9 protein-coding genes are annotated in these 15066 nt (G+C 62.3%); 1 reads left to right on the forward strand and 8 read right to left on the reverse strand.

The annotated features are described in order from the left end of the window. Positions 1–246: 246 nt before the first annotated feature. The 8 genes from rluB to AC07X6_RS11280 form a co-directional block, all read right to left on the reverse strand. Positions 247–2334, reverse strand: coding sequence for a 23S rRNA pseudouridine(2605) synthase RluB (gene rluB, locus AC07X6_RS11245; RefSeq protein ID WP_494791009.1), 2088 nt, complete (start codon positions 2332–2334; stop codon positions 247–249). Next, positions 2327–3121 carry an SMC-Scp complex subunit ScpB gene (gene scpB, locus AC07X6_RS11250; protein ID WP_230538713.1) on the reverse strand — a complete coding sequence of 265 codons (795 nt, stop codon included), beginning with the start codon at positions 3119–3121 and terminating at the stop codon, positions 2327–2329. Before scpB ends, rluB begins: the two co-directional genes overlap by 8 nt. A 412-nt stretch (positions 3122–3533) precedes the next feature. Further along, positions 3534–4553, reverse strand: coding sequence for a glucokinase (locus tag AC07X6_RS11255; RefSeq protein ID WP_494791010.1), 1020 nt, complete (start codon positions 4551–4553; stop codon positions 3534–3536). A 349-nt stretch (positions 4554–4902) separates the two neighbouring features. After that, complete coding sequence (locus AC07X6_RS11260) at positions 4903–5865, reverse strand: VTT domain-containing protein (RefSeq protein WP_230538715.1); 963 nt, start codon at positions 5863–5865, stop codon at positions 4903–4905. A 27-nt stretch (positions 5866–5892) separates the two neighbouring features. After that, on the reverse strand, positions 5893–7584 hold the full coding sequence (locus tag AC07X6_RS11265) for an ABC transporter ATP-binding protein (protein ID WP_494791011.1): 1692 nt from the start codon (positions 7582–7584) through the stop codon (positions 5893–5895). A gap of 9 nt (positions 7585–7593) precedes the next feature. Then, positions 7594–8709, reverse strand: coding sequence for an ABC transporter permease (locus tag AC07X6_RS11270; RefSeq protein ID WP_230538717.1), 1116 nt, complete (start codon positions 8707–8709; stop codon positions 7594–7596). 9 nt (positions 8710–8718) lie between these two features. Next, positions 8719–9657 carry an ABC transporter permease gene (locus AC07X6_RS11275; RefSeq protein WP_092798198.1) on the reverse strand — a complete coding sequence of 313 codons (939 nt, stop codon included), beginning with the start codon at positions 9655–9657 and terminating at the stop codon, positions 8719–8721. A 28-nt stretch (positions 9658–9685) separates the two neighbouring features. After that, on the reverse strand, positions 9686–11530 hold the full coding sequence (locus AC07X6_RS11280) for an ABC transporter substrate-binding protein (RefSeq protein ID WP_494791012.1): 1845 nt from the start codon (positions 11528–11530) through the stop codon (positions 9686–9688). Between the two features lie 724 nt (positions 11531–12254). Here AC07X6_RS11280 and AC07X6_RS11285 point away from each other — a divergent pair. Beyond that, positions 12255–14939: a TonB-dependent receptor gene (locus tag AC07X6_RS11285; RefSeq protein WP_494791013.1), complete on the forward strand. Its 2685-nt coding sequence runs from the start codon at positions 12255–12257 to the stop codon at positions 14937–14939. The last annotated feature ends 127 nt before the right edge of the window (positions 14940–15066 follow it).

The raw sequence follows: 15066 nt of genomic DNA on the forward strand, positions 1-15066 counted from the left end.
TTGGCGCCATTACAAACGGTTCAACAAAAAAAAAATGGGCATCTGCCCATCTTCTTGTATTTCCCCAACCAGATGAAAGCACTCCCCACCAAACAACCCTGCGGAGAACTTTTATTAGGCTGCAGATTATAACCTCTTATTAACTTCGCCGCAATGCCGCACACGAGGAACGGCCCGGCTTACAACAGTTACAAGAGCGCGCACCCGCCGCAGATCGGCGGGCGCGCAAGAAGAAACTCTTCCCGATTAACCTTTGCTGCGGCGGCGCGGCATGCCGTCCATGCCGCCACGATCCATGCCGCCACGCGGCTGGCCGCCGGAACGCGCTTGCCCACCGGCACCACCGCCAGCATTGCGGCGCGGACCCGTATTGGCGAAGCCGAAGGCCGTCTGCAGCGGATCGGGCTGACGCGGACCGCGCTGCGGCGCGCGGCCTTCGCCACCGGGACGTCCCTGGCCCTGGCCTGCCGCACGCGGCGGACGGCCCTGGCCTTGCGCGCCGTCGAACGACGCCGACGAGCGTGGCTGACCACCCTGGAACGGACCTTGCGGCTGGCCACGGCCCGGACCACGCGCGTCGCCTGGACGGCCGGCGCCGCCTGGGCGGCCCTGGCCTTGCGGACGAGCAAACTGGCCTTGCGGCTGGCCACGGCGCGGCGCCACGGGGAATGGATCGGCGTTGCGGTTGCTCACATCGATACGGTTGCCATTCGGCTCGTCATCGCGGTCCTTGCGTTCGACCTTGCGCGCTTCGCGGCCCTTGGCGGCGCCGGCGGCACGAGGGTCGCCCGAAGGCGGCATTTTCTTTTCGATGCCATAGGCGGCCAGCAGGTCGCGCACGGTGTTTTCATCCATCTCTTCCCAGCGGCCCCGTTTCAGGCCGCTCGGCAGGGTCATGGCGCCGTAGCGGGTACGGATCAGGCGCGAGACGGTCAGGCCGATGGCTTCGAACATGCGGCGCACTTCGCGGTTACGGCCTTCGCCGATCACCACGCGATACCACTTGTTGATGCCTTCGCCGCCGCCATCGGCAATCTTCGAGAACTGCGCCAGGCCGTCTTCCAGCTCGACGCCGGCCAGCAGCTTCTGGCGCATGCCCTCTTCCAGCTCGCCCAGGGTACGCACGGCGTACTCGCGGTCGATGCCGTAGCGCGGGTGCATCAGGCGGTTGGCCAGGTCACCGGAGGTGGTAAACAGCAGCAAGCCTTCCGTATTGAAGTCGAGGCGGCCCACGGCCAGCCACTTGCCGGCTTTCATGGTCGGCAAGCGGTCGAACACGGATGGACGGCCGTCCGGGTCATTATGGCTGACGATTTCGCCGGCCGGCTTGTGGTAGACCAATACGCGTGGCGGCTTCTTGCTGACGCGGCGCTGGATCAATTTACCGTTGATGCGCACGTGGTCGCTCGGCAGGATGCGCTGGCCGATGTGGGCCGGCTCGCCATTCACGGACACGCGGCCCGAAATAATCAGGTCTTCCATGTCGCGGCGCGAACCGAGACCGGCTTCGGCCAGCACCTTGTGCAGCTTCGGCGCGTCGTCGTCGGACGTCAGGTCGCGGCGCACGGCCGCTTTCTGCACGCGGCCCGTGCCGCCTTCTTCGCTGTCGAACGCGTCGGAAGTAACGAACGAGAAGACAGCATCGGCGTCGCTGACCTTGCCGGGCGCAGCCTGGCGGCCCTTGCCCTTCTTGCGGCTCTTGCCGGCATTCTTGCCGGCGCCCGGCACGTCGTTGCGCGGACCGCGCGGCAGGCGCGGGCCGGACACGAGATTGCCTTCGGCGTCGAACACGTCGGCGACCGGCGCGGCAGCTTGCTCTGCGGCAGGCGCAGCGGCTTGCGCTGCCTGCGGCGCTTCGGCGCGTGGCGGCTGGCGCAGCGCGCGTTCGGCCTGCACGCCGCGCATCTGGCGCGGACCGCGGGTCGGGCGTGCTTCGGCCGGCTTGTCGGCGACGGCTTCCGGCGCCGTTTCAGCGACGGCAGCAGCGGCCTTGGCGGCGGCGCGGGCGCGCGGCGGACGCGGCGCAGGTGTGCCGACAACGTCGGCAACCGCCTCGGCTGCGGCTTCCGCGGCTTCGGCCACGGCCTTCAGGGCCGGCTTGGCGCGGGTTTTCTTGGCCACTGGCGCAGCTTCAGTTTCAGCAGCGGCGACGACGGGCGCGTCGGCGGCCACGTCGGCTTTCGTGCGGCGCTTCGGCTTGGCCGCGGCGGTGTCGCCAGCAGCGGTTGCAGCAACCGCGTCGGCCTCGATCTGGGCTTTGGTGCGGCGCTTGGGCTTGGCAACGATGGCTTCGTCGCTGGCGGTTACTGTCTCGGGTGTGTTCGGATTATTCATTCTTCGTTTCTTGGCTGTGCTGACCTGGCGCAGCGTCAACCGTTAGTTCTGGCGCAGGGTCGTGAGTGTAGGCTTCGTCCGTGGGCGAAGCATCGGGGCCGGCATCAAGGCTTGCTGTCACATCTACATCTGTCACAGCCGTATTGCTACCTGCACCAAGCTGGGGGGCAAGCTCATTGCTTGCCTTGTCAAAATTTTCTTGCAGGGCCGCTTCCAGGGCTTCGAGCCCATTGCCCTGCATTTCGCTGATTTGCTGCAAAGGCGGCAGCTGGGACAGCGAATGCAAACCCAGGTCATCCAAAAATTGCTTGGTGGTGGCCAGCAAGGCCGGCCGTCCCACCACGTCGCGGTAGCCGATGGCATCGACCCAGCCGCGGTCTTCCAGCATCTTGATCGTCTGCGAATTGACGGCAACGCCGCGAATCTCCTCGATATCGCCCCGCGTCACCGGCTGGCGGTAGGCGATGATGGCCAGGGTTTCCAGGGTCGCCCGCGAATACTTGGGCGGCCGCTCGGGCGTCAGGCGATCGAGATACATCTTCATTTCCGGGCGGCTTTGAAAGCGCCAGCCCGAAGCCAGACTGACGATCTCGATGCCGCGCCCTTCCCACTCGTCGCGCAACTCTTCCAGCAATTGCTTGATCGTGTCGGCACCGACGCCGACACCGCGCACGCGGCCGTTCTCGTCCGCATCGACGAACAGCTTTTTCAGGCTGTGGATCGTCAGCGATTCACGAGCGCACAGCAACGCGGTTTCGAGGACTTTTTTAGCCTCAATTGTATTCATAGCAATTCTGTGCGGATGTGTGTTGCAATTCGTATGCAGAGAAAGAAATCAAAAACGTTCATTTCAACGTAACAGATGGCATACATCGATGATGACGCCGTGCTGGGTTACTAGTTGAGGCTGTTTTTCCGACGCCTTGGCCGATGCGCGCAAAGCGGGACTAAAGCGGATGCAGTGAAAGTCCTGCCATCCATGGTGCTGGCCTTAATTAACCTTCACTAAGTAACCAGCAATGAAACGATCTCCGGAGCAGCTGCTTTTCCCGTGGCGACGAAACAGCCAGACAGGAGAGCGACAGTCGTCGTTTCATCCAACGATGCCAATTGTACCTGATAAAAAGCGGAAAAGCGCAAAACCGGGTAAAACACGCGTTTTACCCGGCCCTGGCGCGACACATCGCCCACTCCCCGCATCACAGGGAGGCGAGTTTCTCCGAGAGAATAGCCGATGCGCCCAGGAAAGCTGGATACTGCGCCGTGATGACGAAGGTCGGCACTTGCGACACATAATTGGCAAAGCGCCCCTTGCGCTCGAAGCGGGCGCGGAAGCCGGAGCGGTCGAAACGCGCGCCCAGGCGCGGCACGATGCCGCCGCCGATATAAATGCCGCCCAGCGCGCCCAGGGTGACGGCGACGTTGCCCGCCACGGTGCCCAGCATGCAGCAGAACGCTTCGATGACGTCGTCGCACAGCTGCGATTCGCCGGCCAGCGCGCGGCGCGTGATTTCCGCGGCCGGCAAGTCTTCCGCCGGCACGCCCGCGCGGTCGGCCAGGGCGCGGTAGATCAGTTCCAGGCCATCGCCGGAAATCAAGCGCTCGGCCGAGACGTGTTCGTATTCGCGCCAGGCAAATTGCAGGATGCTCACTTCCATTTCATTGAACGGCGCAAAGCTGACGTGGCCGCCTTCGCTTTGCAGGGCGATCCAGCCGCCGTGCGACGGAATCAGGCCCGACACGCCCAGGCCCGTGCCGGCGCCAATCAAGCCGATGGCCGTGTTCGGACGGGCCGTACCCGCACCCACCTGGTGCTTTTGCTCGCTCGACAGCTGCGGCAAGGAACGCGCCAGGGCCGTGAAATCGTTGACCACGTCCAGGGTCGTGAAACCGCACTCTTCGCGCATGGCGCGGATCGAGAACGACCAGTGGTGGTTCGTCATGCTGAGGAAGTCGCCGTCGACGGGGTTGGCAATGGCGATCACGGCATGGCGCACGGCTTGCCCGCCGGCGGCAGCGATGTGCGGCAGGGCCAGGTAGGCTTGCAGGGCGGCGGACAGGCTCGGGTAATCGGCACAGGGCAGCACTTCCACCAGCGTGATGTGGCCGGCGGCCACTTCCAGGGCGAAACGGGCATTCGTGCCGCCCACGTCGGCCAGCAGGCGCGGTCCATCGGCAAAGGCGGAAGTCGGCAATACGGGTGAAGACGAAGCGCTCATGATTTTAAATGATGAAGTGGGACGCATGGGACGCCAAGCTTAAAGGATGAATGCGCCCGGAGGCAAGCAAAGTTTGTAGTTTAAGTACATCAAAACAAGCCTTTATTGGTAGTTCCACTCCAAATGCAACAGGCAAGGCTAAAGTTGCTCGCAAACAATGATTTATAGTAAGTACTTGCACTCGGTGGGCGCACGAAAAGCATGCTGCATAGCAGCAGGAATCGCCTGAAAACAAGAGTATGCCGCAGTTTGCGCAAAGCCGCTTTGTATGGGGCGGCGCAGGCGTAGCGCTGCCGTTCCGGCGGCCCGGCGACGGTGTTTTCGTATTATTACTACCAGTTTTTACTGATCAGGAAGGCAAGCCTTCGCCCAGCAGGCTGGCGGGTGCCGGCTGGTCCGAGCGGTAGGCGGCATTCCACGCGTCGAGGCCGCCATGCAGGGGCTTGGCCCGGTGAAAGCCGTGCTGGTGCAGCAGCTTGGCCACTTGCGCGGCCGTCACGTCGTTGGGACAGCTGCAATACACGATGATGTGGCGGTCCTTGTCCATGGCGATCATGGCGGGTACGGGTTCCTTGCCATTGAAGAACAAGGCACCCGGCACGGCCGGCTCCAGGGCCTGCGCCGTGGCGCTGCGCGCGTCGACCATCAGCGGCTCTTCGCCCTGCTCTATCAGTTCGAGCAATTCATCGATGCCGATGCGCTCGATCTGCAAGGCCTGGCGGAAGCGCCGGCGTTCGAGGAATTTATACAGCAGGAACAGTCCCAGCAAGGTAGCCAGCATCAGCAAGGCCGTGCTGCCCATGGTGCTGAGCAAATCGAGCACCTGCTGCACGCTGGCGTGAAAGATCACGCCGACGGCGATGCCCGTGCCGCTCCACAGCAAGGCACCCAGGCCCGCATACAGGAAGAACAGGCGCGGCGGCGTGCCCAGCGCGCCCGACATGGGCGCGGCCACGGTATTGAATCCTGGCACGAATTTGGAAACGATCAGGGCTTTCGGACCCCAGCGCTTGAACTTGTCTTCCGTCTGGCTGACGCAGTAATCGGGCGACAGCGAGATCCGGCACAGCAGCCGCAGGATGCGCTTGCCGAAATGGCGGCCCGCGCGGAACCACGTGAAGTCGCTGATCAGACAGGCGCCCAGTGCGGCGGCCAGCACCAGTCCCCCATTCATGTCGCCATCGACGGCCAGCGCCCCCGCCACCACGAGAATGGGAAAGGCGGGAATCGGCAGGCCGAGCTGCTCCACCAGCACGATGCCAAAGACAATCAGGACACCGTAATGTTCGAGCAGGTAAATGAGGTTGGGCATGGCCGCTATCTTACCGTAAAAATGCCCCTACACCTGGACGCCCTTGGGTATGGCGCTGAGCAGGGTGCGCGTGTACGGATGCACGGGATTGCGGTACAGCTCATCCGAATCGGCCAGTTCCACCACCTGCCCCTTGTGCATCACCATCACCTGGTCGGCGATGTATTTGACGACGGACAAATCGTGCGAGATGAAGATATAGGACAATCCGAATTCATCCTGCAAGTCCTGCAGCAAATTGAGCACCTGCGCCTGCACCGACACGTCCAGCGCCGACACGGATTCGTCGCACACCAGAATTTCCGGCTGCATGGTCAGGCAGCGGGCAATCGCGATGCGCTGACGCTGGCCGCCGGAAAACTCGTGCGGATAGCGGTGGAAAGCCTGTTCCGGCAAGCCCACCTTGTCGAGCAGCCAATAGGCCTTGGCGATGCGTTCCTGGTCGTTGGCGCCGATCTTGTGGATGCGCATCGGTTCGAGCAAGATCTGCCCCACCGTAAAGCGGGGGTTCAGGGACGCATACGGATTCTGGAAGATGATCTGGATGCGGCGTTTATACGGCAAATACTCCTTATTCGGCATGGCGATCAAATCCTTGCCGTGGAACATGGCCGTGCCACTCGTTGCCTGGTGCAGGCGCAGCAGGGTCAAGCCCACCGTCGTCTTGCCGGAACCGGATTCGCCCACCACGCCCAGCGTTTTTCCGCGCGGCAAAGTGAACGACACGTCCTTGACGGCCTGAAATTCACGCTTGCCGAACAGGCCCTCGCGCGTATAAAAACTTTTACTGAGGTTCTTCACCACCAGCACCGGCTCGTCGCCCGGCGTATAGCCGCGCGTGCGCTGCTTCATTTCGATGCCGGGGCCCGCTTTGCCGTCCATGTAATCAGCGATCACGGGCAAACGCCACGGGCGTTCGTCCAGCGAGGGACGGCAATGCAGCAGGGCTTTGGTATAGGCGTCGGCCGGCGCTTCAAACACTTGCCGCACTTCCCCCGTTTCGCGCACTTCGCCGTGGCGCATGACGATCACCTGGTCGGCGATCTCCCCCACCAGGCCCAGGTCGTGGGTAATGAAGAGCACAGACATCTGGTGCTTCTTTTGCAGCGCCGCGATCAGGTCCATGATCTGCTTCTGGATCGTCACGTCCAGCGCCGTCGTCGGTTCGTCGGCGATCAAGAGTTTCGGTTCGCAGGCGATCGCCATGGCGATCATCACGCGCTGCTGCTGGCCGCCCGACATCTGGCTCGGGTAGGCGTCGATCTTGGTGGCGGGGTCGGGTATGCCCACTTCCTCGAGCAGCGCCAAGGTGCGCGCCCTTGCCTGCTTGCGGTTCATTCCCATGTGCTGGCGCAACACTTCGGCGATCTGGAATCCGACGGTAAACACGGGATTCAGCGACGACATCGGCTCCTGGAAGATCATCGAGATATCCTTGCCGCACATGGTGCGCCGCTCGGCAATCGACAATTTGAGCAGGTCGCGTCCGCCAAAGTGGATGCTGGACGCGGGATCGATGATGGTGTTATCCGGCGGCAACAAGCCCATCACGGCCAGGGAGCTGACGGACTTGCCGCTGCCCGATTCGCCCACCAGGGCGACGGTGCTGTTGCGCGGCACGTTGAACGAGATGCCCTTGACGGCTTCGAACGTGGTTTTCTTGTCCAGGCGGAAGGTGACGCGCAGGTCGCGCACTTCCAACAGGTTATTCTGGTCCATGAGCAACTCCTATTTCACTTTGGGGTCGAGCGCATCGCGCAAGGCATCGGTAAACAGCGAGAACGCCGTCACCAGCACGGCCATCGCCGTGGCGGCGGCCGTCAGCTGCCACCATTTGCCCAGGATCAGTTCATTTTGTGCCTCGTTGAGCATGCTGCCCCACGAGACGGTGCCCACCGGCACGCCAAAGCCGAGGAAACTCAAAATCACTTCCGCCTTGATGAAGCCCACCACCAGAATCGACATTTGCACCAGAGCAACGTGGCTCACGTTCGGGAAGATGTGCGAAAACATCTTGCGCCAGTGCGAAGCACCGATGGCGTCGGCCGCCATCACGTATTCGCGCGCCTTGTGCTTGATGTATTCGGCGCGGATCAAGCGGTACGGCCCCGTCCAGCCCGTCAACCCAAGGATCAGCACGATGGTCAGCACGCCCTTCTGCTGCAGCACGGCCGCGACCGTCAAGATCATCAAAATCGATGGAATTGAGGTAAAAATGCTGTAGAACCAATTAAAAAAGTCATCGACGATGCCGCCGAAGTAGCCGGACACGGCGCCGAACAGGGTGCCCAGCACGACGGCCAGCAAGGCTGCCACCAGGCCCACGACGATCGACGTCTCGCCGCCCTTGATGGTTTTCTGCACGATGTCGTGGCCCCACTTGTCGGCGCCGAACGGCAAGGTTGCCGCCTTGTGCGCGATCAACTTCTTCGTCTTGCCCATGCCGGCGCGCAAGGCCGTCAAGTCGTCGGCCAGCGGGTCGGTGACGCCGTACATCTCCACGCCGGCAGAAGGGTTGCTGCCCATCTGGGCGCGCAGTTCGGCGATATCGTCGGCCAGCGGGTCGAGCACGTTGACGGGAGTGGGAGCGCTGCGCTCGTCGGACTGGGGAATGGCGCCGTCGGCGGCGCCGGCCACATCCTTGTCGGCACCGACAAACGTGGGCGGCGCATAGCTGACGGCCACTTCGTCTTCCCAGTTCGCCGCCACCAGGCCGCTGGCCGAGGCCAGCACCAGCAGGAAAAATGCGCCGACCACGGCCAGCGATACCATTGCAATCTTGTCGCCGCGCAAACGGCGCCACGCCAGGGCCCACAGGCCGGGCGATGTATGAGGTTTCGACATCGTCTCTTTCTACTTCAGTTGTACGCGAGGATCGACCGCCTGGTACAGCAGGTCGGTGAGCAGGTTGAAGAGCATGGTGGCGGCGGCAACATACACGGTGATCGCCTTGATCACCGGAAAGTCGCTGCGCTCGACGGCCAGGATCACTTCACGCCCGATGCCGGGGATGCCGAAGAAGCGCTCGAGCAGGAAAGCGCCGATCAGCAAGGCCGGCAAGTTCGACATCACATAGGTAATGATGGGAATGGCGGCATTGCGCAGCACGTGCACCCACATGATGCGGCCTTCCTTGAGGCCCTTGGCGCGCGCCGTGCGCACGTAATCCTGGTTCGCCTCGTCCAGCACGAAGGTGCGGAACAGGCGCAGGGTCGGCGCGATCGACACGGCCAGGCCGATCAGGATCGGCAGGGTGGAATAGCGCAGCAGGTTTTCCCAGAAGCTGTCGCCCCAGCCCTGCACGGGGAACAGGCCCAGCTTGTAGGCGAAGCCGTACTGGAAGACGATGATGTAGACGAGGATGGAAATCGACATGCCCACCGTGCAGGCGATCATCACCATGCGGTCCGTCAGCGAACCGCGGACAAACGCGATGGCCAGCGCCAGCGCCACGCCGAAAAACGTTTCCAGCACGGTCAGCGGAATCAAGACCATCATCGACGGTCCCAGGCGCGAAGTGATGATGTGCGACACGGATTCCCCCGTGGCCCAGCTTTGACCGAAATCAAAGGTGACGATCTGCTTGATGAAGATCCACAGCTGTACATAGTACGGCTGGTCGACGCCGAGCTGGCGGCGGATGTTGGCGATGCTTTCCGCACTAGACATCTTGCCGGCCAGGATGTAGGCGGGGTCACCGCCCACCCAGTTAAACAAGATAAACACCAGCAGGACCACGCCCAGCATGGTGGGCAGCATCTGCCACAGGCGGCGCAGGATATAAGCGAACATAATGATTCCTTGTCTTTATAAGCTGCGCTTATTTTTTAGCCGAGGCTGCAGGGGCTGGCGCGGCAGACACGGGCGCGCCCGTGCTGTCGATATCCATGTACGCCCACTCCTGGAACAGGATCGGGTGCTTCTTGTAGCCTTGCACCGACTTTTGCGCCAGCATGTTGCGGTAGCGCGCATAGCCGATCAGGGCGCCCGCATTGACTTCCAGGCGGCGCGCCATCTTGTGGAACAGCTCGTCGCGCTCGGGGCTGGCCGGCATGGCCTGGCTGGCCGCGTACCATTTATCGTACTCGGGGTCCTGGTAGCAGCCGTTGTTGTTCTGGTGCGTGTTGGGGCCGTAGAACAGCTGCATGAAGTTGTCGCCGTCCGGATAGTCGGCCAGCCATGGCGCCGTGCGCGTCTGCATCTTGCACTGCTTTTCCGTTTTCAGAATGTCGGAAAAGATCATGCGGTCGTTTTCCATGCGGATGCCCAGCGAGTTGTACGTCTTGCGCCACATTTCCGCCTGCAGCACGCCGTTGGCTTCGTTGCGCGAAGCGTAGCGGATCAGCAGCGGCTTGCCATCCGGCAAGGTACGCCAGCCGTCGGCGCCCTTCTTGTAGCCGAACTTGTCCAGCAATTTGTTTGCCAGCACGGGATCGTATTGCAGCAGGGATTTATAGTGCGGGTCGTAGCCGACGACACCGGGCGGTATCGGATAGTCGAGGCGCTTGGCCTGGCCATTCCAGATGATGCGGATTTCTTCGTCGATATTGTGCGCCATGGCAATGGCGCGGCGCAGGGCGATCTTTTCCTTGCTGAAGCCACCGAGGGTCGGGTCTTCCATATTCCAGTAGTAATAGCTGATCTCGGGATCGAGCAAGCGCGACAGTTGCACGCCCTTCTCCGCCAGCTCGGGACGCAGCTTGCCGTTCAGCAAGGCCTTCGGCGCCAGCGGGCCGTCGAGCCAGAACACGTCCGTGCCGCCGCTCTGGAAGGACAGCCAGCGCGACTGGTCTTCGATCATCACGGAAATTTCGATGCGGTCGATGGCGGGAATGCGTTTACCCTGCATCTGGCGCACGATGCGCTGGTCGTCCGGGTCGTCGCCGGCCATGAAATTCCACGCTTCCGGCAAGTGCTGCGGGTTGCGGTTCAGGACGATGCGGTTGCCGCGCGTCCATTCACCGAGCGTGTAGTAGCCGGTGCCGACGGGATTCGAGCCCACTTCGCCCTTCACGTCGCCGTATTTGTCCACCACTTCGCGCGCCACGGCGGCCGTCGGCACGTAGGCGAGGATCATGGGGAAATTGAAATCGGTCTTGGTCAGCGTGATGCGCAGGGTGTAGGGGTCGAGGATTTCCAGCCCGGCCACCTTCTTGTTGAAGTCCAGCTTGTTCGACTTGGCCGCTTCCTTGGCCAGATCGTCCAGGCCCACCACCTTGCCTTCGAACAGCCAGCTGTGCGGCGACGCCAGGCGCGGGTCGAACAGCCGCTTCCACGAATACACGTAGTCGGCCATCGTCAGTTCGCGGCGCTTGCCGCCAAACGCGGCGTCGGGCGTGTACAGGATGCCTTTTTTCAGGCGGATGGTATAGGTCTTGCCGTCGGCGGACACTTCCGGCATGGCGGCCGCCGCGCCGGGCACCACCTTCACGGGGCGCGCCAGGTAGTCATACGTGTACAGGGTGTCGAAGACGGCCTGCGTGATGTGGTTCGAATACAGGTCGCGCGCGGTGGCCGGGTCAAAACCCGTCTCGGCGGCCGGCAGGATATAGCGCAAGGTTTTCACCGGCGCGGCCGCGGGGGCAGCGTCAACGGCAACGGCGGCCAGCGGCAGGGTGGCCAGGCAGGCGAGCAGCGCCACGCGCCGCATCCATGGTGACTTCATGTAATACCCTTCATCTCGATTATCCGTCGCACCGTATTGGTGCGCTTGTACTGGCTTCCTCCTGGGATACAGGATTCCACCGCCAAAACCAGTCCATCCACGCAAGATCTGTGCCTTGCTCATCGCCAGCTCCGTCCGCATGCAGGCGAGCTGGAAAAAGGCGTAACGATAACGCATATTTTGTTCGCCGGGCGAAAAGCCGCCGTACTGGCGTGGCGCGCAGCCACGGCCGCCTGCCGCATGGGTGAAATTTTCCGCATTGCAACAAAAGCAGGTCGCCACCATGAAAAAACGCCTTGGCAAGAACCCTTACGGCCCCGAATGACAACTGTTTTTATGGCAGTACGGAAAATATGCGGCGCAGTGCAACATTGAAATAATTGCAAATATTGAAACAGGTCAATATTATAAAAAACACTGTTGTTTCCATGCTGAAAAAGCATGTGTGCGCGTTGACAGGGTTTCCCGGCAAATGGTCTTATCAATCACGGCAACGCACGATATGCCGTTTGACCCACAGCGATTGCCGACGCAGCAATCTTTATCACCCTGGCAAAGCTGTGCCGCACACAGGCCGGCCGAGCATACTTTCGGAGTTCTGAGAATGATGATGGAAACAGTGACATCCCGCTCCGTACGCCTGATCTTTTCGGGTAGCGTAGCGGCGCTCAGCCTTGGCATCATGGCTGCGCCGGCAATGGCGCAAGAGGCCAATGTACAACGTGTGGAAATTACAGGCTCGAGCATCAAACGGGCGACGGCCGAGACCGCATCGCCGGTACAGCTGATCACCCGCGACGACCTGATGAAATCGGGCAAGGCCACCGTCGCCGAATACCTGCAAACCCTCACCGCCGATGGCGCCGGCTCCCTGCCGACGGGATTCGGCAACGGTTTTGCCGCCGGTTCGACTGCCATCTCGCTGCGCGGCCTGGGCGCCACCTCGACCCTGGTCTTGCTCAATGGCCGCCGCATGGCGCCGTTCGCGCGCGCCGATGATGGCCAGAAGAGCTTTACCGACCTGTCCACCGTGCCGATGCAGATCGTCGAGCGCATCGAAATCCTCAAGGACGGCGCCTCGTCGACGTATGGCGCGGACGCCATCGCCGGCGTCGTCAACATCATCCTGCGCAAGGACTTCGAAGGCCTGACCCTGAAAGCCGACACGGGCATGTCCGGCGACAGCGACGCCAAACAGCACCGCGCCTCGCTGACCTTCGGCAAGGGCAACCTCGACACGGATAAATTCAATGTCGTCGTCAATGCCGAATACACCAAGTCGGACATGCTGATGAACAGCGACCGCGCCGGGCGCAAGTGGATAGGCAAGGGCGACCTGCGCCCGTATGGCTATGCGATCAACACCCAGTTCGCCGGCGGCTACATCAACAGCAACAACGATGCGAATGCCGCGCCGACGGGCCTGATCCGCGACCCCGTCACCAACAACTATGTATCGCTGCCCGGTTGCTCCAGCTTGTCCGTTTCCTCGCCGCAAGATCCGAAAGGCGGCTGCGTGTGGCACCACGACCAGTTCCGCTCGATGCAGCCGAAGATCGAATCGGTCAACCTGTACACGCGCGGCACCTGGCAAGTCAATGCCGACACCCAGGTGTATGCGGAAGCGGGCTACTCGAAACGCGATACGGCCTTCACCATGATCCCGCCATCGGTCACGCCCACGGTCGCCTTCCCGCCGAACGCCGGCAACAAGGCCGGTGTCATCAACTACGCCACCGGAGAGGGCACCAGCATCGTGCTGGCCGCCGGCCACCCGCAAAATCCGTATGGCGTGCCGGTGCGCGTGCGCTACCAGGCTTTCGACGTCGGCCCCAGCACGCGCAAGGCGAACAACGAGTTCAACCGCATCGTGCTTGGCGTCAAGGGCAATGCCATGGGCTGGGACTACGATGCCGGCTACACGCATTCGGAATCGAAGCTGCACCTCGATTACAGCAACATGCTGAACATGGCCGTCGTCAAGGCGGCCTTGGGCGATTCCAGCCCAAAAAACCCGTATTTCCCCTACTACATCGGTGCACAGGCAGGCAAGAATCCCGCCTCGCTGTACGCAGCCATGGTCACCAACGCCACCTCCGATTCCACGACCAAGCTCGACATTATCGACGTCAAGGCCACGCGCGAGCTGATGCAGTTGCCGGGCGGCGCCCTGGGCCTGGCCGTGGGCGCGGAACACCGTCGCGACAAACTCGACAATCCCTCGCTGACGGGCACGCAAGACGGCTCCATCAACGCCAGTTACGTGGCGGCCAAGGGCGACAGCAAGGTCTCTGCCGTGTTCCTGGAAGTGCTGGCGCCCGTGATCAAGACGGTGGAACTGTCGGGTGCCTTGCGTTACGACAAATACGACCGTTTCTCCTCGACCACGCCGAAACTGGGCGCCAAGTGGACGCCGGTCAAAACCTTCGCCGTGCGCGGCACGTATTCGGAAGGCTTCCGCGCACCGGGCCCGGCCGAAAGCAATGCCGATTCGCAATCGACGGGCACCTCGACCGTGACCGACCCCGTGCGCTGCCCGGGCGGCAACCGCCTGCCCGGCGCCAATGCCAGCGACTGCGAACTGCAGGTGGCGGCCGTCAAGGTCGGCGACCCCAGCCTCAAGCCGGAAAAATCCAAGGGCTATACCCTGGGCATCGTGTGGGATCCGTTCAACGATACCAGCCTGTCGCTCGATGGCTGGAAAATCAAGCGCGAAAACGAGATCAATCCGCTGCCGTACAACGAGGCGGCCGCCCTGCCGACGGCCATCCGTTCCGACAACAACCTGACCATCAATGGCGTCGTCACGCCGAACACGGGCACCTTGCTGATCACCAAGGCGCCATACCGCAACTCCAGCTACACGGAGATCAAGGGCATCGACCTGGACGTCAAGCAGCGCGTGCGCCTGGGCGACTACGGCCGCGCCACATTCGGCCTGACCTGGACCCACATCGCCTCGTGGGTGCGGGCCGAGTCGGCCGCCGTGCGCTACCAGTTCGCCGGCACGCATGGCAATTGCGATACGTCCAACTGCGCCGGCACGCCGAAGGACAAGATCAATCTCACCGGCTCGTGGGACCTGGGCAACTGGAACGTCAGCGGCGTGCTGAACTACCGTTCGGACATGAAAAATATCAAGTTTGAGCGCGATCCTTGCGCCTCCAAACTGGCGAACGGCACGCCGGCGCCGAACGGCTGCAAGCTCGCCTCGTTCACCACGCTTGACCTGTCAAGCCGTTGGAACTACAGCAAGCAGCTGCAACTGTTTGCCTCGATCAACAACGTGACCGACAAGATCGCCCCGCTCGACCCGCTGACCTATGGCGGCATGAGCTACAACCCGATGGATGCCAGCGGCGCCATCGGCCGCTACTTCAAACTGGGCGCCAGCTACAAGTTCTTCTAAGCTGACGCCGGCATCCTGACGCGAGGCGGTGAGCAATCACCGCCTTTTTTTCGTCTGCGACTGTGGCGCAAGGCACTCATCCACACGCCTATTGCGCCAGCGCAAACCTTACCTGCTGTGCGCCTGT

This window comes from Janthinobacterium sp. GW460-12-1-14-LB5 (assembly GCF_059423585.1).

What these genes read in the sequence shown, in the direction of transcription:
- rluB (WP_494791009.1), bottom strand. Translation starts at nt 2,334, where the DNA reads ATGAATAATCCGAACACACCCGAGACAGTAACCGCCAGCGACGAAGCC.
- scpB (WP_230538713.1), bottom strand. Translation starts at nt 3,121, where the DNA reads ATGAATACAATTGAGGCTAAAAAAGTCCTCGAAACCGCGTTGCTGTGC.
- AC07X6_RS11255 (WP_494791010.1), bottom strand. Translation starts at nt 4,553, where the DNA reads ATGAGCGCTTCGTCTTCACCCGTATTGCCGACTTCCGCCTTTGCCGAT.
- AC07X6_RS11260 (WP_230538715.1), bottom strand. Translation starts at nt 5,865, where the DNA reads ATGCCCAACCTCATTTACCTGCTCGAACATTACGGTGTCCTGATTGTC.
- AC07X6_RS11265 (WP_494791011.1), bottom strand. Translation starts at nt 7,584, where the DNA reads ATGGACCAGAATAACCTGTTGGAAGTGCGCGACCTGCGCGTCACCTTC.
- AC07X6_RS11270 (WP_230538717.1), bottom strand. Translation starts at nt 8,709, where the DNA reads ATGTCGAAACCTCATACATCGCCCGGCCTGTGGGCCCTGGCGTGGCGC.
- AC07X6_RS11275 (WP_092798198.1), bottom strand. Translation starts at nt 9,657, where the DNA reads ATGTTCGCTTATATCCTGCGCCGCCTGTGGCAGATGCTGCCCACCATG.
- AC07X6_RS11280 (WP_494791012.1), bottom strand. Translation starts at nt 11,530, where the DNA reads ATGAAGTCACCATGGATGCGGCGCGTGGCGCTGCTCGCCTGCCTGGCC.